This window comes from Sphingobium sp. VMM (genome assembly GCF_056790315.1).
Genome location: NZ_JBXGSI010000023.1, coordinates 66,274 through 86,913, shown reverse-complemented (window position 1 = coordinate 86,913; position 20,640 = coordinate 66,274). Strand labels below are relative to the sequence as shown.

The 20,640-nt window shown below is 64.6% G+C and carries 18 protein-coding genes; 6 read left to right on the top strand and 12 right to left on the bottom strand.

Annotated features, from left to right (window positions below; genetic code table 11):
• Positions 1-39 precede the first annotated feature (39 nt).
• The 4 genes from ACUCV3_RS23410 to ACUCV3_RS23395 all read right to left on the bottom strand — a co-directional run bounded on the left by ACUCV3_RS23410 (position 40) and on the right by ACUCV3_RS23395 (position 3,707).
• Complete coding sequence (locus ACUCV3_RS23410; RefSeq protein WP_482241197.1) at positions 40-420, bottom strand: hypothetical protein; 381 nt, start codon at positions 418-420, stop codon at positions 40-42.
• Between the two features lie 60 nt (positions 421-480).
• A complete protein-coding gene (locus tag ACUCV3_RS23405) occupies positions 481-1,617 on the bottom strand; it encodes a glutathionylspermidine synthase family protein (RefSeq protein WP_048939186.1) in 1,137 nt (378 codons plus the stop codon).
• A complete protein-coding gene (locus ACUCV3_RS23400) occupies positions 1,617-1,961 on the bottom strand; it encodes a hypothetical protein (protein ID WP_048939185.1) in 345 nt (114 codons plus the stop codon). The genes ACUCV3_RS23405 and ACUCV3_RS23400 overlap by 1 nt, the downstream gene beginning before the upstream one ends.
• Before the next feature lie 72 nt (positions 1,962-2,033).
• Positions 2,034-3,707 carry a M28 family metallopeptidase gene (locus tag ACUCV3_RS23395; protein WP_048939184.1) on the bottom strand — a complete coding sequence of 558 codons (1,674 nt, stop codon included), beginning with the start codon at positions 3,705-3,707 and terminating at the stop codon, positions 2,034-2,036.
• Between the two features lie 134 nt (positions 3,708-3,841).
• On the opposite strand from ACUCV3_RS23395, the gene ACUCV3_RS23390 reads away from it, so the two are divergent.
• A complete protein-coding gene (locus ACUCV3_RS23390; protein WP_080993706.1) occupies positions 3,842-5,821 on the top strand; it encodes an alpha/beta hydrolase family protein in 1,980 nt (659 codons plus the stop codon).
• 150 nt (positions 5,822-5,971) lie between these two features.
• Here the strand turns inward: ACUCV3_RS23390 and rpsD are convergent, their stop codons facing one another.
• A complete protein-coding gene (gene rpsD / locus ACUCV3_RS23385; protein WP_004211980.1) occupies positions 5,972-6,586 on the bottom strand; it encodes a 30S ribosomal protein S4 in 615 nt (204 codons plus the stop codon).
• Between the two features lie 256 nt (positions 6,587-6,842).
• Here rpsD and ACUCV3_RS23380 point away from each other — a divergent pair, with 256 nt between their 5' ends.
• On the top strand, positions 6,843-7,139 hold the full coding sequence (locus tag ACUCV3_RS23380; protein ID WP_279728966.1) for a chorismate mutase: 297 nt from the start codon (positions 6,843-6,845) through the stop codon (positions 7,137-7,139).
• 4 nt (positions 7,140-7,143) lie between these two features.
• On the opposite strand, the gene ACUCV3_RS23375 is transcribed toward ACUCV3_RS23380, so the two are convergent.
• From ACUCV3_RS23375 to rpiB, 4 genes are all read right to left on the bottom strand, one after another.
• Positions 7,144-8,232 carry a TrmJ/YjtD family RNA methyltransferase gene (locus ACUCV3_RS23375; RefSeq protein WP_482241196.1) on the bottom strand — a complete coding sequence of 363 codons (1,089 nt, stop codon included), beginning with the start codon at positions 8,230-8,232 and terminating at the stop codon, positions 7,144-7,146.
• A gap of 63 nt (positions 8,233-8,295) precedes the next feature.
• Entirely contained in the window at positions 8,296-8,757 is a 462-nt protein-coding gene (nrdR, locus tag ACUCV3_RS23370; RefSeq protein WP_010337343.1) for a transcriptional regulator NrdR, read from the bottom strand.
• A 6-nt stretch (positions 8,758-8,763) separates the two neighbouring features.
• The gene (gene glyA, locus ACUCV3_RS23365) at positions 8,764-10,095 is read right to left on the bottom strand and encodes a serine hydroxymethyltransferase (RefSeq protein ID WP_069337793.1); all 1,332 of its coding nucleotides are present in this window, start codon (positions 10,093-10,095) and stop codon (positions 8,764-8,766) included.
• Between the two features lie 11 nt (positions 10,096-10,106).
• Complete coding sequence (rpiB, locus tag ACUCV3_RS23360; RefSeq protein ID WP_482241195.1) at positions 10,107-10,544, bottom strand: ribose 5-phosphate isomerase B; 438 nt, start codon at positions 10,542-10,544, stop codon at positions 10,107-10,109.
• A 102-nt stretch (positions 10,545-10,646) separates the two neighbouring features.
• Here rpiB and ACUCV3_RS23355 point away from each other — a divergent pair, with 102 nt between their 5' ends.
• Positions 10,647-10,832 (top strand): hypothetical protein, encoded by a 186-nt coding sequence (locus ACUCV3_RS23355; protein ID WP_482241194.1) that lies wholly within the window; start codon positions 10,647-10,649, stop codon positions 10,830-10,832.
• Between the two features lie 64 nt (positions 10,833-10,896).
• Here ACUCV3_RS23355 and ACUCV3_RS23350 read toward each other — a convergent pair whose 3' ends face one another.
• A complete protein-coding gene (locus ACUCV3_RS23350; RefSeq protein WP_010337347.1) occupies positions 10,897-11,364 on the bottom strand; it encodes an Hsp20 family protein in 468 nt (155 codons plus the stop codon).
• A gap of 617 nt (positions 11,365-11,981) precedes the next feature.
• Between ACUCV3_RS23350 and ACUCV3_RS23345 the strand changes: the two genes are divergently transcribed.
• On the top strand, positions 11,982-13,232 hold the full coding sequence (locus ACUCV3_RS23345; RefSeq protein WP_482241193.1) for a lipoprotein-releasing ABC transporter permease subunit: 1,251 nt from the start codon (positions 11,982-11,984) through the stop codon (positions 13,230-13,232).
• Positions 13,225-13,911 (top strand): ABC transporter ATP-binding protein, encoded by a 687-nt coding sequence (locus tag ACUCV3_RS23340; RefSeq protein ID WP_004211993.1) that lies wholly within the window; start codon positions 13,225-13,227, stop codon positions 13,909-13,911. The genes ACUCV3_RS23345 and ACUCV3_RS23340 overlap by 8 nt, the downstream gene beginning before the upstream one ends.
• On the opposite strand, the gene ACUCV3_RS23335 is transcribed toward ACUCV3_RS23340, so the two are convergent.
• Together ACUCV3_RS23335 and ACUCV3_RS23330 are read right to left on the bottom strand one after the other, a co-directional pair.
• Positions 13,900-15,705: a GGDEF domain-containing protein gene (locus ACUCV3_RS23335; RefSeq protein ID WP_482241192.1), complete on the bottom strand. Its 1,806-nt coding sequence runs from the start codon at positions 15,703-15,705 to the stop codon at positions 13,900-13,902. The two genes, ACUCV3_RS23340 and ACUCV3_RS23335, sit on opposite strands and share 12 nt — an antisense overlap.
• Positions 15,706-15,769: 64 nt before the next feature.
• On the bottom strand, positions 15,770-16,942 hold the full coding sequence (locus ACUCV3_RS23330) for a Yip1 family protein (protein ID WP_482241191.1): 1,173 nt from the start codon (positions 16,940-16,942) through the stop codon (positions 15,770-15,772).
• A 135-nt stretch (positions 16,943-17,077) separates the two neighbouring features.
• Here ACUCV3_RS23330 and dnaE point away from each other — a divergent pair, with 135 nt between their 5' ends.
• Complete coding sequence (gene dnaE, locus ACUCV3_RS23325) at positions 17,078-20,620, top strand: DNA polymerase III subunit alpha (RefSeq protein WP_482241190.1); 3,543 nt, start codon at positions 17,078-17,080, stop codon at positions 20,618-20,620.
• The last annotated feature ends 20 nt before the right edge of the window (positions 20,621-20,640 follow it).

Genomic DNA, 20,640 nt, shown 5'->3' with positions numbered 1-20,640 from the left:
ACTACTTCAAGCCGTCGCCAACCCATACATCAAAATCCTCTAAGGCCGTTTTCCGCCCGGCTGGCTGCGCTGGGCTTCGGTCAGGCTCTGGAGAGCGCGGCCTTGCATGTCGATTTGGCGCTGTTCGGAATAGCTGAGGCCATCGCGGGCGCTGCGATCGGCCTGGGCGTCGGCGCGGTCGGCCTCGCGGCGGAGCGCGCGGGCCTGTTTCTTGCTGAGCGTGCCGCTCTTGCGTCCGTCGCGTATGTCCTGACGCGCGCGATCCAGTTCATAGTCGCCCGAGGGGCGAGGCTCGACCCGGACATTGACCGGGCCGAGCGGTGCGGTCGGCTCTGTCTTGGGCGCGATTTGCGCGGGCAGCGCGGCGGGCAGGGCGAGGGCGGTCAGAAACAGGCTGGGCAGGGCAAGGGGGATGCGCATGGCGTTGCTCCTACAGGACGGGGCACGGTCGGTTCCCGGCGCTGAACCCGCGCTGAACCTTCAGCCGATGATGTGCGGCACGAAGCGCGCGGCATTGCCGGTGATCGGCCCATCCTCGCGAATGCCCATGCCGGCCGGGTCGCCATCCACCACCCAACTGCCCAGCACCGGCCGCCGGTCGCCCGCGCCGGGCAGGGTATAGAGCCGCTGGTAGATGAAGCCTTCCTCGCCATAGTCGCCGCCGCTCTGGGCGACCGTTTCGCCATCTTGGACGAGGCGGATATTGGCGCCCTCGCGCGACAGCAGCGGTTTCACCACATGGTCGCCCGTCATGGCGACGCGGCTGGCCTCCAGCAAATTGGGGTGGCCGGGGAACAGATCCCACAGGATCGGCAGGATCGCCTTGTTGCTCCAGATCATCTTCCAGATCGGCTCGATCCACAGGGTGGAGGACAGGCTTTCCACCACTTCCCGGCCAAAGGGTTCGTGGACGATCCATTCCCAGGGATAGAGGTGGAACAGGGCGTCGATCGGCCGATTGTCGAGATCGACGAAGCGGCGGCGCTGATGGTCCCATCCCAGTTGCGGGGTCTGGATCAACTGGGTGTCGATGCCCGCTTCGCGCGCCGTGTCGGCCATATAGGCGACGGTCACGGCATCCTCGCCCATATTGCCGTCGACATAGGTGAGGTGCAGCATCGACGTGCCACGCGGCGGGGCGATGGCGCGCCAGCGGTCGACCAGCCGCTCGTGCAGGCTGTTAAACTGGTCGGCGGCGGGAAAGACGGCCTCCTTCCAGTCCCACTGGATCACCGATGCTTCCAGTAGGCTGGTCGGCGTGTCGCAGTTAAACTCGAACAATTTGGGCGGACCGCTGCCGTCATAGCCGAGGTCAAAGCGGCCATAGTTGAGCGCGGCCGGCTCGCCGTCCCACGCCTCGCGGATCGCCTGATGACAGAAATCGGGAATGCCGAAGCTGCCGAGCAGATCCTGATCCAGCACATGCTGGCCGGCGGCGAGGAACAGGCGATAGAGTTCGGCGGTCGCCTGCTCGATCTCCGCGATCTCGTCCGGGCTGAAGCGATAGCAGGCGCTTTCATCCCAATAGGGCTGGGCATCGGCGCCATGCCAGACCAGGCCCAGATGCTCGACGCGGGCCTGCCAGTGCGGGCGCGGCGTGCAGGCGATCCGTTCCATCAGCTGTGGCCGCTGCGCCCCGACAGGCCAAGGCCGCCGCGCGTCACATTGGCCGAGGATGCCGGGCTGTAGCTATGGCCATAGGAAGGCGCGATCGATCCGCCGCTCACCCGTTCGCCCACGCGCGCGACTGCGCTGCCCCGGCCCAGATAATACCAGCCATGACCGCCACCGCTGCCGCCCCAGCTGCAATTGCGGTCCTCGACCCGGCGCTCCTGCGCGTCGCGGCACACACGCACGTCGCGGTCGGCCGTGTCGGGGCTGCGCGAGCAGCCGGTGGCGAGCAGGGCCGCCGCCATGGCCGATGTGATCGGCAACATGCGCCGGTCGAATTTCTGGGTCATGATCCCCCTTATAGCCCCGAAGATGAAAGGCCGGCGACAGCGTCCCCATGCTGTCGCCGGCCTTGACGATGCTTATTTGCCCGCGCGGTCCTTGTCGCGGATGGCGCGGAATTCGTCGCCATCGACCCAGTTGGGCCAGTCGGTGGTGTTGGCGAGCGCGCGGCCGACATCATAATAGAGCTTCAGGTCGGCGGCGACGCCGGTCCAGTCCCAGTTGGGATCATATTCGTCCTTGGGGCCGTGATAACGGTGCTCGGTATAATCCTCGGCTGCGGCCATGCCGGCGGCGGTGCCGCCCTTCACCAGATCCTCGCCGCCCTCGAAATAGAGCATCGGCAGGCCATGCTTGGCGAAGCTGAAATGGTCGGAACGGTAATAATAGCCCTTTTCCGGGGTCGGTTCGAGCGTCGCGACGCGGCCCTGCGCACCCAGCGCGCGGTCGAGATAGGCGTCGAGCTGCGACTTGCCCTTGCCGATGACGACGACATTCTTGGCGAGGCCCGCGACGCTCAAGGCATCCATGTTGACGCCGCCGACGGTCTTGCTGAACGGGAAGACCGGGTTGTCGCCATAATAGGCCGAACCCAGCAGGCCCGATTCCTCACCGGTGACGGCCAGGAACACCTGGCTGCGGTCGGACGGGCCGGCCTTCACATTGGCCTGGGCCAGCGCGACCAGCGCGGCGGTGCCAGTGGCATTGTCGACCGCGCCGTTGCAGATATCGTCGCCGTCGGGCGCGGCCTGGCAATGGCCCAGATGATCCCAATGGGCGCTGTAAAGCACATATTCGTCGGGCCTGGTCTTGCCCGGCAGCAGGGCGACGACATTCTTCGACGCATGCTTGCGCAGGTCATTGTCGAACGAGACATTGGCCTTGATCGCGCCCAGCGGCACGGCCTTGAAGCCCTTCTGCTTGGCGGCGGCCATCTGCTGATCGAGGTTGAGGCCGGCGTCGGCGAACAGGGCGGCGGCCTTGTCCTTCTGGATCCAGCCGATCGCGGCCGACTGGTCGGCATTGCCGCCCGGATTGTCGGCGACATGCTGTGACCCGGTCCAGCTCGACTGGACGACGTTCCAGCCATAGGCGGCCGGTTCGGTGTCGTGGATGATGATCGCGGCGGCGGCGCCCTGGCGCGCGGCTTCCTCGAACTTATAGGTCCAGCGGCCATAATAGGTCATGGCGCGGCCATTGAACGGACCGGTCAGGCCCGGCGTCTGATAATCCGGGTCATTGACCAGGATCAGCACCGTCTTGCCCTTCACGTCCAGGCCGGCATAGTCGTTCCACCCCTTTTCCGGGGCGTTGATGCCATAGCCCACGAACACGACCGGGCTGTCCTTTACCTCGATCCGGGGCTGGGTGGTGCGATAGGTGCCGATCACCATCTCGGGACCATAGGCGGCGGTGATCGGGGCCTTGCCACCGGTGAAGCTCAAGGCGGAGACGTTCTTGGCGGTGATCTCGACCAGCGGCACGTCCTGGAACCAGCTGCCCTTGTTACCGGGCTTGAGGCCCAGCTTCTCGAACTCGGCGGTCAGCAGCGCCAGCGTCTTCTCCTCGCCCACGGTGCCGGGCGCGCGGCCCTCGTAAGCGTCGGACGAAAGCTCCTTCACCAGCCGCTTCATCATGTCGATCGAGGGGGCGGCGTCGCTCTTGGCGGCCGGGGCGGCCAGCGCGACGGCGGGCGTCAGGGCGGGAGCGGAAAGGGCGAGAACGGCGGCGATCGCCGCGACGGAGCTGCGCATGGAAGGAACCCTTGTCTTTATGGAATGCGCCTGATGCCACTGCGATGGGCCGAGGGCAAGAAATGCCGATTGTCACATTTGTCGCACTTGGTTAGCAATCGGGCCGGGGAATTTTGGGGGAGCGTTTTTCCAGAATGAATTATGTTGCAAGCACGGTGCGCCTGGGCGCGCTGATGGGTTTCTGTTCGCTGTCGGCCATCGCCCATGCCGAGCCGGATGCGCTGGCCAAGGCCTTTGGCGCGCGCGAAACTGTGATTTCGGCCAGCCTGTCGCCGGACGGGCAGAAGATTGCGCTGGTCACGGCTGGCGCAGGGCGAACGACCCGCACCTATGTGCTCAATGCGCAGGAAGGTGCGGAACCCAAGGTGGTCGCCGGCGCGAGCGGGAAGCCGGAATATCTGTATCGTTGCAACTGGGCTTCGAACGATCGGCTGGCCTGCACCATCGGCGGAGAAAGCCGAGTCGGCGACGATGTCTATGGCTTCAGCAGCATCTTCGCGGTCGATGCAGCCGGCGGCAATGTTCGCCCGCTCAGCAAGCGGCATGGTGAAAATGCCTTAGATTTCGACCTGCGCGGCGGCGAGATCATCGACCTGACGGCGGGTGAGGAAGGATCGGTGCTGATGACCCGATCCTATGTCCCCGAAGCAAAGGTTGGCAGCCTGATTGATCAGAAGCTGCAGGGGCTTGGCGTCGATCGTGTCGATACCCGCACCGGTGGAACCAAGCGCATCGAACAGCCTCAGCCGTTGGCCTTTGATTATATATCGGACGGTCGTGGCGCCGTTCGGGTCATTGGCCTCCAGGAGAATAAGGGGTCGGGTTATGCCAAGGGCACATTCCGTTATCTCTATCGTTCCAAGGGCAAGAATGATTGGAGTAGCCTGAGTGTTTATGACATGCGCGATCGCACCGGTTTTGTCCCCTTCGCCGTCGATGCGGACAAGGATATTGCCTATGGCCTGGAGCAGGTTGATGGTCGGCAGGCGCTCGTCAGTATCGCGCTCAACCCAGGCCTCGAGAAAAAGGTCGTATATGCCCATCCGAACGTCGATGTTACCAGTCTGGTGCAGGTCGGCCGCGATCGCCACGTGGTTGGGGCGGGGTTCAGTGAGGATCATGGCGAGGTCGTCTATTTCGACGAGCAGGTGAAGGCTCTGGTGGCGTCGCTCGGCAAGGCGCTGGGCGGCAAGGCGGTCTATATTGGCGACATGAGCCAGGATCGGCAGCGCGTTCTGGTCTGGGCCGGCAGCGATACTGATCCGGGCCAATATTATCTGTTCGATCGCACCGCCAAGAAATTGTCGCCGGTGATGCCCGATCGCCCGGAACTGGCAGGGCAGACCTTGGCTCAGATGAAGTCGATTTCCTACAAGGCGTCGGACGGCACGGTCATCCCCGCCTATCTGACCCTGCCGCCGGGCAAGGATAGCGCGAAAGGGCTGCCGGCGATCGTGATGCCGCATGGCGGGCCGGAATCGCGTGATGAATGGGGCTTCGACTGGCTCTCGCAATATTATGCCGCGCGTGGCTTTGCCGTGATCCAGCCGCAGTTTCGCGGGTCGGCCGGTTTCGGCGAGCAATGGCTTATGCAAAATGGCTATCGGTCCTGGCGGACGGCGATCGGCGATATCGTCGATGCTGGGCGTTGGCTGGTGGCGGAGGGGATCGCCGATCCCGTGAAGCTGACCATCGCGGGCTGGTCCTATGGTGGCTATGCGGCGCTGCAGGCGCAGGCGATCGATCCCCAATTGTTCAAGGCGGTGGTAGCGATCGCGCCGGTGACCGACTTTGCCGACCGTATCCGCCGGTCGCAATATAACGCCGATTATCTGTTGCAGCAGCAGCGCATGGGCACCGGCAGCGATGCAGCGGACGCATCGCCGATCAACCATGCCGCTGAATTCCGTGCGCCGGTATTGATGTTCCATGGGACCGACGATGGCAATGTCGACATCAGCCAGGCGCGTGCGATGCAGTCCAAGCTGGAAGGTGCGGGCAAGCGCAGCCGGCTGGTCGTCTATGACGGCCTGACCCACGGGCTGAACGACAGCGATGCGCGGGCCGACATGCTTCAGCAGAGTGCAGATTTCCTGTTGCAGGCGGGGAAATAGGTAGAGGAAAAGGGAGGCTTCGAGCCTCCCTTTTTTTGGCCTGTGGCCATGCGAGGCGAGGGGCAGGAAAATGGCCAAGGAAAAAGGCCAAAAGAAAAGGGCGGTCCCTTGCGGGGCCGCCCTTCTCCAATTTCTGTCCGGAAGGACCGATTAGCGCGAATAGAATTCGACGACCAGATTCGGTTCCATCTTCACCGGGTAGGGCACTTCGTCCAGCGTCGGAACGCGGACATAGGTGACCTTGGTGGCGCCGTCGGGGGCGACATAGTCGGGGATGTCACGCTCGGGCAGGCTCTGCGCTTCGAGAACCAGCGCCATTTCCTGCGCCTTCTTGCCCAGGGTGATTTCGTCGCCCGGCTTCACCAGACGCGAGGCGATGTTGCACTTCACGCCGTTCACATAGATGTGGCCGTGCGAAACGATCTGACGCGCCGAGAAGATGGTCGGCGCGAACTTGGCGCGGTACACGACGGCGTCCAGGCGGCGCTCCAGCAGACCGATCAGGTTCTGGCCGGTGTCGCCCTTCATGCGGCTGGCTTCGAAATAGTTCTTCTTGAACTGCTTCTCGGTGATGTCGCCGTAATAGCCCTTCAGCTTCTGCTTGGCGCGCAGCTGGATGCCGTAGTCCGACATCTTGCCCTTGCGGCGCTGGCCGTGCTGACCGGGGCCATATTCGCGCTTGTTGACCGGGCTCTTCGGGCGACCCCAGATGTTCTCGCCCATGCGACGGTCGAGCTTGTACTTGGCGCTAGAGCGCTTCGACATACCTAATTCCTTACAACTGCATACTACGTTATCCGCCCTCCGGATCCGATGAACCGAGGTCCGCAGCAAGCGGAGGACGAAGGCTTCCCGGTCATCGCCTGTTTCCATATTTCAGGGACAGGGCCGCCGCTTCACCGGGATGCGGGGCCAATCGCGAAGGCGCGCCTATGAAGAAGGTCGGTTCTTATGTCAAGCGCAGACATCTGTCGGCACTGGGGCCTCGACAGCCGGCGGAGCGCGGCCTAATCCGGCGGCCATGAAGCCCGAAGACTATACCAGCATGACCGAGGTGCGCGCCGGTGTCGACGCCCTCGACCGCCAGCTCGTCGCCCTGCTTGACCAGCGTTTTGCTCATATGCGCGCCGCCGCCCGCATCAAGCCTGATCGTGGCGCCGTGCGCGACGAGGCGCGCAAGCGCCAGGTGATCGACAATGCCCGCGCGGAGGCCGAGCGCCTGGGCGCGCCCGGCGACGTGATCGCGGACCTGTGGGAGCAGCTGGTTGAAGCCTCGATCGCCTATGAGATGGCCGAGTTCGACCGGACGCGCGGCTAAGAGGTCAGCGCTCGCGCGGTCGGTTGAGGTGCGACAGCACGCCGCGGAGCGTGCGCACCTCCAGATGGTTCCAGCCCGGCTTGGTAAGCAGGTTGCGCAGCGTCAGCTTGGTCGCGGGTGCGCGGTCGGGCGGGAAGAAATAGCCGACCTTCTCCAACAGCGTGTTCAGCTGCAGGATCATGCCTTCCAGCTCCTCCTGCGGCGCGGGCTCGCCCAGCTCGGTCACGGTCGGCTGTGTCAGATTGGCTTGCTTGGACCATTCATAGGCGCACAGGATCACCGCCTGGGCGAGGTTCAGCGAGCCGAATTCCGGATTGATCGGCACGGTCAGGATCTTGCGGGCGAGCGCGACATCCTCGGTCTCCAGCCCCGACCGTTCCGGCCCGAACACATAGGCGCAGCGGCCCTGCGCGGCATGGATTTCCTGCGCGGCTTCCTCGGGTGTGACCACCGGCTTGGTGACGCCGCGCTTGCGCACGGTGGTGGCATAGACATGGGCGCAGTCGGCGACCGCATCGGCCAGCGTCTCATAGACCTGTGCCTTGTCCAGGATGAAGTCCGCGCCAGCCGCCGCCGGACCGGCATCGGGATTGGGCCAGCCGTCGCGCGGGGAAACAAGCCGCATCTCGGTCAGCCCGAAATTCAGCATTGCGCGCGCCGCCTTGCCAATATTCTCGCCCAGTTGCGGGCGGACCAGGACGATGACGGGGGGGAGGGGGGAGGTGTCAGTCATATTTCCGTTCGTCCTGAGTAGGGGCTGAGCCGCCTCCGCTTCCGTTCGGTTCGAGCCAGGGTCGAGCGAAGCCGAGACCCGTGGTCGAGAACGCGCAGCATCCGAGACCGCTTTCCAATCTCCCCTTATCAGGGCTTCCTTCTTCTTGCGGGACCAGTCCTTGATCTGATGTTCGCGCTCCAGGGCGTCAATCCGATCAGGAAATGTCTCGCTGAAAACCAATTCGACCGGACGTCGGTCGTGCGTGTAGCCGGCAATGGCGCCGCTTTGATGCTGGGCTATCCGGCGCTCCAGGTCATCGGTGTGACCGGTATAATAGCTCCCGTCGGAGCAGCGCAGGATATAGACCCAGAAACTCATTGCGCGCGCGGTTCTCGACAAGCTCGAACCGAACGGACCTTGGTCCTGCGGGCGAGAGTGATTTTACTCACTCCCGACCTCCTTCACCGTGCTGGCGAAATCCTCGAAGTCGCGGGCGTCGGTGAAGTCCTTGTAGACGCTGGCGAAGCGGATATAGGCGACGCTGTCGAGGCGTTTCAGCCCTTCCATCACCATCTCGCCGATCGATCGCGCCGGGATCTCGCTTTCGCCGCTGGTTTCCAGCTGGCGCTGGATGCCCGAAATCAGCTTCTCGATCCGGCTCGGGTCGATCGGCCGCTTGCGGCAGGCGATGCCGATGGAGCGGGCCAGCTTGTCGCGCTCGAACGCTTCCTTGCGGCCTTCGCTCTTCACCACCCAGATGTCGCGCAACTGGATGCGCTCGAAGGTGGTGAAGCGCGCGCCGCAGGCTTCGCACTGCCGGCGACGGCGAATGGCATTGCCATCCTCCGTCGGCCGGCTGTCCTTCACCTGGCTGTCCTCATGGGCGCAGAAAGGGCAGCGCAAGCGGGCTTACCCCTGATAGATGGGGAAGCGGGCGCAGAGCGCGGCGACACGTTCGCGGACGCTGGCTTCGACGGCGGCGTCGCCATGTTCGCCCCCAGAAGCCTGGCTGTCGCGCAGGCCTTCCAGAACGTCGGCGATCATGTCACCGATATCCTCGAACTCGGCGACGCCGAAGCCGCGGGTGGTGCCGGCCGGCGAACCGACGCGGATGCCGCTGGTCTTGGTCGGCGGCAGCGGATCGCCCGGCACGCCATTCTTGTTGCAGGTGATGAAGCTGCGCTCCAGCGCCTCGTCCGCGTCCTTGCCCGAAATGCCATAGGGGCGCAGGTCGATGAGGGCGAGGTGGGTGTCGGTGCCGCCCGAGACCACGGCCAGGCCGCGCTGCTCCAGCTTGCCGGCCAGTGCCTTCGCATTGGTGACGATCGCCTGGGCATAGGTCTTGAATTCGGGCTGCAGCGCTTCGCCGAAGGCGACAGCCTTGGCGGCGATGACATGCATCAGCGGGCCGCCCTGAAGGCCGGGGAAGATCGCCGAATTGATCTTCTTCGCGATCGCCTCGTCATCGGTCATGATCATGCCGCCGCGCGGACCACGCAGCGTCTTGTGCGTGGTGGTGGTCACGACATGGGCATGGCCGAAGGGCGAGGGGTGGGCGCCACCGGCGACCAGGCCGGCGAAATGGGCCATGTCGACCATGAACAGCGCACCGACCTTGTCCGCGATCGCGCGGAAGCGGGCGAAGTCGATCTGGCGCGGATAGGCGCTGCCGCCGGCGATGATCAGCTTGGGCTGGCATTCGATCGCCTGGGCCTCGACCGCGTCATAGTCGATCAGATGGGTGTCTTCGCGCACGCCATATTGCACGGCGTTGAACCACTTGCCCGACATGCTGGGCTTGGAACCGTGGGTCAGGTGACCACCGGCGTCGAGCGACAGGCCCATGATGGTTTCGCCGGGCTTGACCAGCGCCAGCATCACGCCGCCATTGGCCTGCGCGCCCGAATGGGGCTGGACGTTGGCGAACTGGCAGCCGAACAGCTGCTTCGCGCGGTCGATGGCGAGCTGTTCCACCACGTCCGACGGGGCGCAGCCCTGATAATAGCGCTTGCCCGGATAGCCTTCGGCATATTTGTTGGTGAAGACGCTGCCCTGCGCTTCGAGCACGGCCTGCGACACGATATTTTCCGACGCGATCAGCTCGATCTGGGTTTGCTCGCGCTTCAGTTCCTGGGCGACGCCGGCGAATACGGCCGGATCGGCAGCGGCGAGGCCTGCGGTGAAATAGCCTTCCGAACGAATGTCCGACAGGGTGGGCTGGGTGAGGGTTTCGGTGCTCATCTCAAGTCCTTTCAGAGCGCGGGCTGGGACAGTTTCTCGACGCGGCCGGCATGGCGGCCACCGCCGAACTCGGTGGTGAGGAAGGCGGTGACGCAGGCCTTGGCCATGTCGACGCCGGTCAGGCGCGCACCAATGGCCAGCACATTGGCGTCGTTATGCTCGCGCGACAGCGCAGCCGACAGCGGTTCGCCGACCAGGGCGCAGCGGCAGGCCGGGTTGCGATTGACGGCGATCGAGATGCCGATGCCCGAACCGCAGAGCGCGATGCCGCGTTCCGCTTCGCCCGATGCGACGGCGGTCGCGAGCTTGTAACCAAAATCGGGATAATCGACGCGGTCGGCGGTGGCCGGGCCGAGGTCGGCGACCTCATGGCCCTCGTCGCGCAACCATTGCGCAAGTTCGGCCTTCAGGTCGACGGCGGCATGATCGGAAGCGATGGCGATTTTCATGGGTGCGTTCCCCTGCGGCTTGGGGTGATTCGTTTCTGCGCGCCTCATAGGGGCATGGGCCGCCAATTGCCACAGTCCAGCTAGGCGCCTATGGACTGGCCCATGGCGGGGATGATCCTTTCGATATTGATGCTGGCGGGTATCCTGCTGACCGGCGGGGGAATTTACGCGATCGCGAAGCGCGGCGACCGCAAGCGCGGGATGCTGATGATCGTCGCGGGGCTGGTGATGTTCGGCAATGTCGCGATCAGCGCGATACCGATGCCGCCGCCGCAACAGGTTCGCTGAACGGCGGGCAGCAAGAAGGGCGCAACCTTGCGGTCGCGCCCTGTGCTTGTTTCGGATGGCCGGATCAGGCGGCGTCGCGATCCTTGTTGATGTCGACCAGATGGCCGCCATTCACGGCGATCTTCTTGGGCTTCATCGCTTCGGGCACTTCGCGCACCAGTTCGATCACCAGCAGGCCGTCGGCTAGGTCCGCCTTTTCGACGCGGACGAAATCGGCCAGTTCGAAGCGGCGCTCGAAGCTGCGATTGGCGATGCCGACATGCAGGAACTTGGAACGGTCGGCGTTGGTCTCATCCTTGCGGCCGATCACCTGGAGCAGATTCTGCTGGGCGGTGATGTCGATTTCCTCGGGACGGAAGCCGGCGACGGCCAGGGTCACGCGATAGCGGTCCTCGGCCAGGCGTTCGATGTTGAAGGGCGGGTAATTGTCGCCCTGCGCCAGACGGGCATTATTCTCGATCAGGTCGAACAGACGATCGAAGCCGACGGTCGAGCGGCGATAGGGGGTAAGGTCGAAACCACGCATGCTCATAATCTCCAACAGAGCAAAATGATCCTGCCGGACCCGGTCTTCGGCGTCCGGCCTATGCTTGCGCCCGGCCCCATGTGGCGGCCGGACGGGATTGATATGGTTGGCTCTTTGCGTTGTTCAAGAGGGGGCAGGGCGAAGCATCGCGCCGCCTGTCCTACAGCGCCCGCAGGCGATAGACTGGCGAGAAGAGGGCACGGAAAATGGACGGAAGCGTAACAAAATTTCCGTCTTGAATCCGAAAATGCCAAGATGTGCGGGAAATGTGCGAAGTTAAGCGGGAAGAGGGCCCAAGAGTCGCTGAACAAAAAAGTGCCCGGGCCGCTTTCGCGATCCGGGCACTTAATGGACGATTGCTCGTCTCCCCCTTGGCCTGCCTCTACCGACTTCTCAGCCCCCTAAGCTTGAAGTGGGAAGCAGTATCCCTGAACCACGGCCTTTTGCCTGTGCCTCGGGAGCCTTGCTATGACTGGCGCAGCCTGCTGTCACGGGCAAAATCCGGGCTCTGTGATTTTCTGTATCGGCCTGTGTCCCGCGTGCAACAATTCCGCAATCCTTGCCGTTAAGGCTCAGCCTGCTAGACCGGCCGCATCACTACCAGAAGGGCCATTCGCGCCACCATGATTCTATCCCGCTACGAACGCATGATCGCCAAGCGCTATTTGCTGCCGGGCAAGGGGGAAGGCTTCATCTTCCTCGTCGCCGGCATCAGCCTGGCCGCGGTCATGCTCGGAGTCGCCGCGCTCATCATCGTCATGAGCGTCATGAACGGGTTTCGCGCGGAGCTGTTCGACAAGATTGTCGGCCTCAACGGCCATGCCGTGGTGCAGGGCTATGGCGGGCGCCTGCCCGACTGGCGCGATGTGCTGAAGGAAGCGAAGGCGACGCCGGGCGTCACCAGCGCGACCCCGCTGATCGAGCAGCCCCTGCTCGGCAGCTATCAGGGCCGGGTGGAAGGCGTGCTGGTGCGCGGCATGACCGTGCCCGACATTCGCAGCAACACGACGCTCAAGGGCAAGATCGTGGCGGGCGATCTCAACGCGCTGACCGCCAATAGCGAGAAGGTCGGCATCGGCGTGCGATTGGCCGAAAATCTGGGCATTCAGGTCGGCGATCATATCAGCATCATGAACCCGGCGGGCCGATCGACGCCGTTCGGCACCATTCCCCGCCAGATTTCCTATCAGGTGGCGGCGATCTTCGAGGTCGGCGTCTATGATTATGACAAGGCCTTCGTGGTCATGCCGATCGAGGATGCACAGACGCTGCTGCTGCTGGGCGATGTCGTCAGCATGATCGAGGTCGAAACGGTCAATGCCGACAGGGTCGGGTCGATCCTGGAGCCGCTGGCGGCGAAAGTTGCCGGTCGCGCCGTGGTGCAGGACTGGCGCCAGATGAATGCCAGCCTGTTCGAGGCGCTGGCGGTCGAGCGGGTGGCGATGTTCGTTGTGCTGTCGATCATCGTGCTGGTCGCGGTGTTCAACATCCTCTCCTCGCTGATCATGCTGGTGCGCGCCAAGACGCGCGACATCGCGATCCTGCGCACCATGGGCGCGAGCCGGAGCGGACTGGTGAAGATCTTCATGACCGTCGGCGTGACCATCGGCACGCTGGGCATGGTCGCCGGCATGATTTTGGGCTTCACCTTCCTCTTCTTCCGCCAGAGCGTGGTAAATGTGATCCAGTTCGTGACAGGGCAGAATCTGTGGGATCCCTCGATCCGATTCCTGACCGAATTGCCGTCCAAGCCCGATCCGGTCGAGATCGTGATTATCTGTCTGATGGCGCTGGTCTTCAGCTTCCTCGCTACCCTCTATCCGGCCTTCAAGGCCGCCAATACCGATCCTGTCCAGGTGCTGCGCTATGAATGATGTCCTCAAGGTCAGCGGCCTGTCCCGCAGCTTCACCCAGGGCGGGGTCACGATCGACGTGCTGCGCGGCGTCGACCTGACGGTCGGGCCGGGCGAGATCGTCGCGCTGCTCGGCCCCTCGGGCTCGGGCAAGTCGACGCTGTTGCAGGCGGTCGGCCTGCTGGAAGGCGGGTTCGACGGATCGATCCGCATCGCTGGCGAGGAAGCCGCCAAGCTCGACAATGACGGGCGCACCCGCCTGCGCCGTGATGCGCTGGGCTTCGTCTATCAGTTCCACCACCTGTTGCCCGATTTCAACGCGACCGAGAATGTCGTGCTGCCGCAGGTGATCAAGGACGCGACCATGGACGCGGCGCGGACCCGCGCGGAATCGCTGCTGACGGCGCTGGGGCTGGGCCATCGGCTCGACCATCGGCCGAGCCAGTTGTCGGGCGGCGAGCAGCAGCGCGTCGCGGTCGCCCGCGCGCTGGCCAATCGCCCGGCGCTGGTGCTGGCGGACGAGCCGACCGGCAATCTGGACGAGCGCACTGCCGACGTGGTGCTGGCCGAATTCCTGCGCCTGGTGCGGGGCGAAGGATCGGCAGCTTTGGTCGCCACCCATAATGAGCGGCTGGCGGAAAAGATGGACCGGGTGGTCCGCCTGCACGAGGGGCGGCTGGAAGAGGCGTCAGCCCGGTAAAAGCCCCTCGCGCGCGGTCGCGACCATGATCTGGTCGCGGCCCTCGCCCTTGGCACGCAGCAGCGCGGCGTCGGCGGTGGTGACTAGTCGGACGGCGGCGCCATGGTCGGGCCAGGCGGCGAGGCCAAAGGAGGCGGTGATCGGCCCCAGTTCCTGACCGCGATGCTCGACCCGCAGGTCGCGGATGCGCTGCTGGATCTGGGCGGATCGGGCGAGCGCCTGCTCCAGCGTGAAGCCGGGCATCAGCAGCACGAATTCCTCGCCGCCCAGGCGGAAGGCAAAGCCCTGTTCGCGCAGCGAGTCGCCCAGCACCGCACCAACCGCGCGCAGCACCGCGTCGCCGGCATCATGGCCATAGCTGTCGTTGAACCGCTTGAAATGGTCGATGTCGACCATCAGGCAGGCGAGCGGGGCATGGTTGCGTTCCGCCTCGTCCACCAGCGCCTCGAACATGGCGTCGAAATGGCGGCGGTTGGGCAGGCCGGTCAGTGCGTCGGCCATCGCCATTTCACGCAGCGCGTCGCGCAGGCGCAGATTGGCGAGGGCCAGGCCGATATTCTCCGCCAACATCTCCAGATATTTTTCCGCCCGATCGAGATATTCGGCGTCCATCTCGCGGGTCTGTTCGAAATAGAGCAGGCCGATGCTTTCCCCCTGTGCCGCCAGCGGGATGCAGATGGTCGGGACGGCGGTTTCGCCTTCCAGATGCTCGCAGGCAATGTCGACCATCTCGCCGCGCGGCTTGTGGACCTGGCCGCGTCGCAGTGCCCAGCAGGCCGAGGCAGGGAAATCATTGCGCGACTGTTTGGGATCGAGCCAGTCGCAAGCCTGCAGCATCATGTTGCGGCGAATGTCGTGGATATAGAGGCGGCCGGGGAAGTCGGGCGTGATTTCCGGGGTGAAGCGGCGCACCACTTCGACCAGATCGGATGTATTGTCGCAGCCCTGCAGCCGCTGGGTCATGCGCGACAACAGGTCGCGCATGGTTCGATCGACATCGCGCTCCTGTTCCAGCCGTTGCCGCTCCAGGCCATTTTCACGGAAAATACGGATCGCCTGCGCCATGTCGCCAATCTCGTCCACCTGCGGGAAGTCGGGCGGGATCGCGGCGAAATCCTGTGCGGCAAGGCGGGTGACGACATCGCTCAGCCGCACGACGGGATGCAGGATGCGCTGCTTGAGTACGAAATAGAGGACGCACAGGAACAGCAGGGCGGTGACGCCCAGCATGATTTCCGACATGGTCCGCCACTGGCGCGCGCTATCGGTCGCGCCCTGCACTGCCGTGTCGGTGCGATGGTCCAGCATATATTGGAAGCGGCCGACCTGTGCCGCCACCCGGTCCAGTTCGCGGCCATATTCGTCGCCGAAGAGGATGGTGCGGGCGGTCTTGTCATCGCCCGACTGTGCCGCCTTGATCGCGACATCCTGCTCGTCGGAGAGGGCATCGGACCACTGGATCGCCTGGCGCAGCGCATTCAGTTCATTCTCGTTGGCGCCGGCATCCTTCAGATGCTGGATGCGATCCTCGACGGAACGCAGCGCTTCCTTCTCGCGGCGATAGACGACCAGATGGCTGGGATCGCCCGAAATCACATAGCCGCGCGCCTGCTCGGTCAGGCGATAGACATCCTCCTCCAGGGTGGAGGTCAACTGGTCGAAACTGGCGCGCTGGGCGACCGCGGCGCGTTCGCGCTGTTCCGCGCCGGACGCGAACAGCATCGTCGTGCCCGACGCCAAGGTGAGCAGGACGGTGGCCCCATAGGCCCAGTTGGTGATCGTGGATAAACGCATGGTGGCGCCTAACCTAGGCCCGATAGCTTGGCAATTCGTTACGCGGGCGACCTCATGACATTGCCTATTTTGCGGCGAGCGCGCTCAGTCGGTCGAGATCGAGCGCGTTCACTGCGGCCTTGAGCTCCCCGATATCGGCGACGGTGCCCTCCGCCTCGACCATGAAGCGGTCGGCCAGCGTAGTCGCATATTTGCCGTGACGGCTGTCCTTGTCCCATTCCTCGGTGACGATGCGGCCGTCGATCGTTTGGGTGCGCTCATAGCCGCTGGCGGTCTGGCGGTTCGACTGGACGTTGAGTGCCGCGCCGATCCCGGCAAAGGCACCGGCCACCGCGATGTCGTTCACCTCCAGCTCGATCTCGTCGTCGCCGGCACGGTAGCGGGCGGAGGCATGGGCGCCGGCGGACATGCCGCTGCTCTCAATCTCGGTGCGGGTGAAGCGGCCGATCTTCTCGGGCAGCAGCGCCTGCAGCACATCGGGCGCGATCGCGGCGGAGCGGCCATTCTTGGTCGCTTCCTCCATCCGCTTGGCGGCCTGTTCCATCTGCTTGATGGCGGCGTCCATCTTGTCGACGTCGATCTTGCCGATGCCCGGCACGGAGATCTCACCGCCCACCTCATCCGGCCCGGCATGGCCACCCGGCAGGCCGCTGAACGGCATGGCGAGCAGGCTGGCGAGGATGAAGAGCAGCGCGCCCGCGACCATGGTGACGATGGTGTAGGGCAGCGCCTTCTGCTCTGGCACCTTCATCAGGCGCGGCAGGCCGAGATAGAGGAGATAGAGGCTGTAAAGCCCGAGCAGGCCGAGCATGCCAAGGCCCGGCAGCAGCGAGAAGATGCCGGCCAGCCAGCCGGCGGTCGCCGAATAGGCGGAAATCTTGAACGCCTTGAGCTTGTCGCGCTGGCCGCCGAAACTGGGGGCGAGGAAGTTGATGATGATCGCCAGCACGGCCAGCCCGATCAGCGACAGGACATAATGGGCGATCGCCATGCCGATCGCGCCGATCAGCGGCGGGCGCCAGCTAATGCCGAACAGGCCATGGCCAAAGACCTGTCCGCCGATCAGGGTCGCGAGCGGCGGGATCGCCGCCAGGATCATGGCATAGCCGGTATAGATGCTGCCGATGCTGGCCGGTTCGGCCTCGATCAGCGGCCATTCGTCCCTGGGGCGCAGGATGATCGCCTTGGCCCGATCGGCGATGCCGGGCGGGGTGGAAACCGGGTTGCTGTCCGACATGACCGTTCTCCCTGTTCTTTGGGCGCGATAGGATCAGCAAGCGCAGCCCTTGGCAAGCGACAAGTGGTGATCTTGTCCACAGCTTTTCGCCGGGCGGGACTGGCGCGCGGGCGCGGGCGTCGTTAGATTGCCGCGATGTCTCATTCCGCCTTCGTACCGCTGCGCATCTTTTCGTCCTTCACCATGCTCGAAGGGGCGATCGACCCCAAGAAGATCGCCAAGCAGGCCAAGGCCCTGGGTTTTCCGGCGGCGGCGATCACCGACCGCAACGGCCTTTATGGATCGATGGCCTTTTCCGATGGCTGCAAGGGTGAGGGCGTGCAGCCGATCGTCGGCGCGATGCTGGGCGTGGTGCGGCCGGGCCGGCCATCCAACGCGCCGGCGGTGCATGACTGGATCGCCCTCTATGCGCAGGATGCGGGCGGCTATGACAATATCTGTGCGCTCGTCTCGATGGCACATCTCGACCGGCCGCTGGAGGAAGTGCCCCATGTCACCCTCGACATGCTGGAGGGGCGGACCGATGGCGTGATCGCGCTGACCGCCGGCGGCGAGGGGGCGATCGCCCGCCTGTTCGCCGAGGATCAGCCTGACGCTGCGCTCGCTTACGCCGACCGGTTGCAGGCACTGTTCCCCGATCGCCTCTATGTCGAGATCTGCCGCCGGCTGGACCCGGTCGAGGGCAAGGCGGAGCCGCAGCTGCTCGACCTGGCCTATGACCGCAATCTGCCGCTGGTCGCGACCAACCCGACCTGCTTTGCCGAGCCGGAATTCCACGCGGCGCATGACGTGATGCTGTGCATCGCCGACGGCGCCTATGTCGAGACGCCCGATCGCCGCACCAGCTCGCCCGATGCCTGGATGAAGCCGGCGGCGGAGATGAAGCGGCTGTTCGAGGATCTGCCCGAGGCGCTGGCCAACACGCTGGTCGTGGCCCAGCGCTGCGCGGTGATGGCGCCCAAGCGCAAGCCGATCCTGCCAAGCCTCGCTGGCGATATCGAGGGCGAGGGCATCATGCTGCGCGACCAGTCGATCGCGGGGCTGGAGGCCCGGCTGGAAAAGGCCGGGATCGTCGCGGACGAGGCGCGCCAACCCTATTTCGAGCGGTTGAAGTTCGAAATGGACATCATCATCCAGATGGGCTTCCCCGGCTACTTCCTGATCGTGGCCGACTTCATCAAATGGGCCAAGGATCATGATATTCCGGTGGGGCCGGGCCGTGGTTCGGGTGCCGGATCGCTGGTCGCCTGGGCGCTGACCATCACCGATCTCGATCCGCTGCAACTGGGCCTGCTGTTCGAGCGCTTCCTGAACCCGGAACGCGTCTCCATGCCCGACTTCGACATCGACTTCTGCGAAACGCGGCGCGGCGAGGTGATCCGCTACGTGCAGCAGAAATATGGCAGCGATCATGTCGCCCAGATCATCACCTTCGGTAAGCTCAAGGCGCGCGCCGTGCTGAAGGATACCGGCCGCGTGATGCAGATGAGCTATGGCCAGGTCGACCGCCTTGCCAAGCTGGTGCCCAACCATCCGACCGATCCCTGGACGCTGGAGCGATCGCTGAACGGCGTCGCCGAGTTCAAGGCGGAATATGACAATGACAATCAGGTCAAGCGCCTGATCGACTATGCGATGAAGCTGGAGGGCTTCCCGCGCCACAGCTCCACCCACGCGGCCGGCGTGGTGATCGGTGACCGCCCGCTGAGCCAGTTGGTGCCGCTCTATCGCGATCCGCGATCCGACATGCCGGTGACCCAGTTCGACATGAAGTTCGTCGAAGGCGCCGGGCTGGTGAAGTTCGACTTTCTCGGCCTCAAGACGCTGTCTGTGCTGCAGAAGGCGGTGCAGCTGCTCAAGGGGCGCGGCGTCACGGTCGATCTCGACACACTGGCCTGGGACGATGCCAAGGTCTATGAACTGCTCCAGCGCGGTGACACGGTCGGCGTGTTCCAGCTGGAATCCGAAGGCATGCGCAAGACGCTGGCCGCCGTGCGTCCGACCAATTTCGGCGACATCATCGCGCTGGTGTCGCTCTATCGTCCCGGCCCGATGGACAATATCCCGATGTTCGGGCGCCGCAAGAACGGCCAGGAAGAGATTGAATATCCGCACATCCTGCTGAAACCGATCCTCGAAGAAACCTATGGCATCTTCGTCTATCAGGAACAGGTGATGCAGGCCGCGCAGATCCTGGCCGGCTACTCGCTTGGCGACGCCGACCTTCTGCGCCGCGCCATGGGCAAGAAGATCAAGGCGGAAATGGACGCCCAGCGCCTGCGCTTCGTCGAGGGCTGCGCCAAGAGCGACATCAAGCCGGCCAAGGCGAACGAGCTGTTCGACTTGATCGACAAGTTCGCCGGCTATGGCTTCAACAAGTCGCACGCCGCCGCCTACGCGCTGCTCGCCTATCAGACGGCCTGGCTCAAGGCCCATTATCCGGCGGAATTCTATGCCGGGTCGATGGCGTTCGATATCCATCTGACCGAAAAGCTGACCGTCTTCGTCGACGACATGCGGCGCATGGGCATGACCTGTCTGCCGCCCGACCTCAACCAGAGCGAGGCCGACTTCACCGTCGAGGCCGTGCCGTTCGAGGGCGATGATCCGCGTCTGGGCTTTGCCGTGCGCTATGCGCTGGGCGGCCTCAAGGGCGTGGGCGAGAAGGCGATGGAGCAGCTGGTTGCCGAGCGCGAAGCCAATGGCCCGTTCAAGCATCTGGACGATCTGGCCGACCGGATCGAGCCGCGCCTGCTCAACCGGCGCCAGCTCGAAAGCCTGGCGGCGGCCGGTGCGTTCGACACCATCCATGCCGACCGGGCCGGGGTCCATGCGGCGGCCGAAACCCTGCTGAGCGTCGCGGCAAGCGCGGCGCAGGCGCGCGAGAGCGGGCAGGGCGGCCTGTTCGGCGATGTCGAGACGGCGCATGCCGACGTCCGCATCCCGCCGCATCAGGCCTGGACCGTGTCGGACCGGATGGCGCAGGAAAAGGAGGCGTTCGGCTTCTATTTCTCGGCCCATCCGGTCGACCGTTTCCGCCATCTGGCCGATGCGCGCGGCGCGAAAAGCTATGGCGAAATCTGTTCGCAGCCGATGGGCATGCCCAATGCCGAAGGGCGGGTGATGGGCATCATGGCGGCGATGGTCGAGGATGTGCGCTGGCGCGAGACGCGGCGGGGCGCGCGCTATGCCAACGCCACCTTCTCCGACCAGAGCGGCCAGTTCCAGGCGAGCTGTTTCGACGAGGATGCCTGCAAGCAGATCGAGGAACTGGCGCGCGAGGGCGATTGCGCGCTGCTGCATGTCGAGCTGGATCGGCTGCCCGGCGAGGAAACGCCGCGCGTCACCGTGCGCCGGATGGAGCCGTTCCGCGAGATCGCCAACGTGTCGCGCATGGAACTGGTGCTGGACATCGAGATGGTCGAGGCCGTGGCCAAGCTGGCCGCGATCCTGTCCGGCAGCCGGGGCGGGCGGTGCGAAGTGTTCGTGCGCGCGCCGATCGGCGATGGCAAGGCGGCCCGCGTCTTCCTGGGCGACGACTTCACGCTGGGCGCCGATCAGGTCGACGCGATCAGTGGTATTGCCGGGCTGACCGTCCATAATCTGGCGCGGATGGAGGCGAAGTCGGACGGCTATCGCACCCGCCATCGCCGATCGGCCATGCGGCTGGTCGGCTGATCCCGCCCGTTTTCCCAGTT

Coding starts and splice junctions, on each gene's coding strand:
- rpsD (WP_004211980.1), bottom strand. CDS start 6,586: ATGTCGAAGCGCTCTAGCGCCAAGTACAAGCTCGACCGTCGCATGGGC.
- ACUCV3_RS23395 (WP_048939184.1), bottom strand. CDS start 3,707: ATGCGCAGCTCCGTCGCGGCGATCGCCGCCGTTCTCGCCCTTTCCGCT.
- ACUCV3_RS23340 (WP_004211993.1), top strand. CDS start 13,225: ATGAATGATGTCCTCAAGGTCAGCGGCCTGTCCCGCAGCTTCACCCAG.
- ACUCV3_RS23405 (WP_048939186.1), bottom strand. CDS start 1,617: ATGGAACGGATCGCCTGCACGCCGCGCCCGCACTGGCAGGCCCGCGTC.
- ACUCV3_RS23330 (WP_482241191.1), bottom strand. CDS start 16,942: ATGTCGGACAGCAACCCGGTTTCCACCCCGCCCGGCATCGCCGATCGG.
- ACUCV3_RS23345 (WP_482241193.1), top strand. CDS start 11,982: ATGATTCTATCCCGCTACGAACGCATGATCGCCAAGCGCTATTTGCTG.
- ACUCV3_RS23380 (WP_279728966.1), top strand. CDS start 6,843: ATGAAGCCCGAAGACTATACCAGCATGACCGAGGTGCGCGCCGGTGTC.
- ACUCV3_RS23335 (WP_482241192.1), bottom strand. CDS start 15,705: ATGCGTTTATCCACGATCACCAACTGGGCCTATGGGGCCACCGTCCTG.
- ACUCV3_RS23390 (WP_080993706.1), top strand. CDS start 3,842: ATGAATTATGTTGCAAGCACGGTGCGCCTGGGCGCGCTGATGGGTTTC.
- dnaE (WP_482241190.1), top strand. CDS start 17,078: ATGTCTCATTCCGCCTTCGTACCGCTGCGCATCTTTTCGTCCTTCACC.
- ACUCV3_RS23375 (WP_482241196.1), bottom strand. CDS start 8,232: ATGAGTTTCTGGGTCTATATCCTGCGCTGCTCCGACGGGAGCTATTAT.
- rpiB (WP_482241195.1), bottom strand. CDS start 10,544: ATGAAAATCGCCATCGCTTCCGATCATGCCGCCGTCGACCTGAAGGCC.
- glyA (WP_069337793.1), bottom strand. CDS start 10,095: ATGAGCACCGAAACCCTCACCCAGCCCACCCTGTCGGACATTCGTTCG.
- ACUCV3_RS23410 (WP_482241197.1), bottom strand. CDS start 420: ATGCGCATCCCCCTTGCCCTGCCCAGCCTGTTTCTGACCGCCCTCGCC.
- ACUCV3_RS23400 (WP_048939185.1), bottom strand. CDS start 1,961: ATGACCCAGAAATTCGACCGGCGCATGTTGCCGATCACATCGGCCATG.
- ACUCV3_RS23350 (WP_010337347.1), bottom strand. CDS start 11,364: ATGAGCATGCGTGGTTTCGACCTTACCCCCTATCGCCGCTCGACCGTC.
- ACUCV3_RS23355 (WP_482241194.1), top strand. CDS start 10,647: ATGGCGGGGATGATCCTTTCGATATTGATGCTGGCGGGTATCCTGCTG.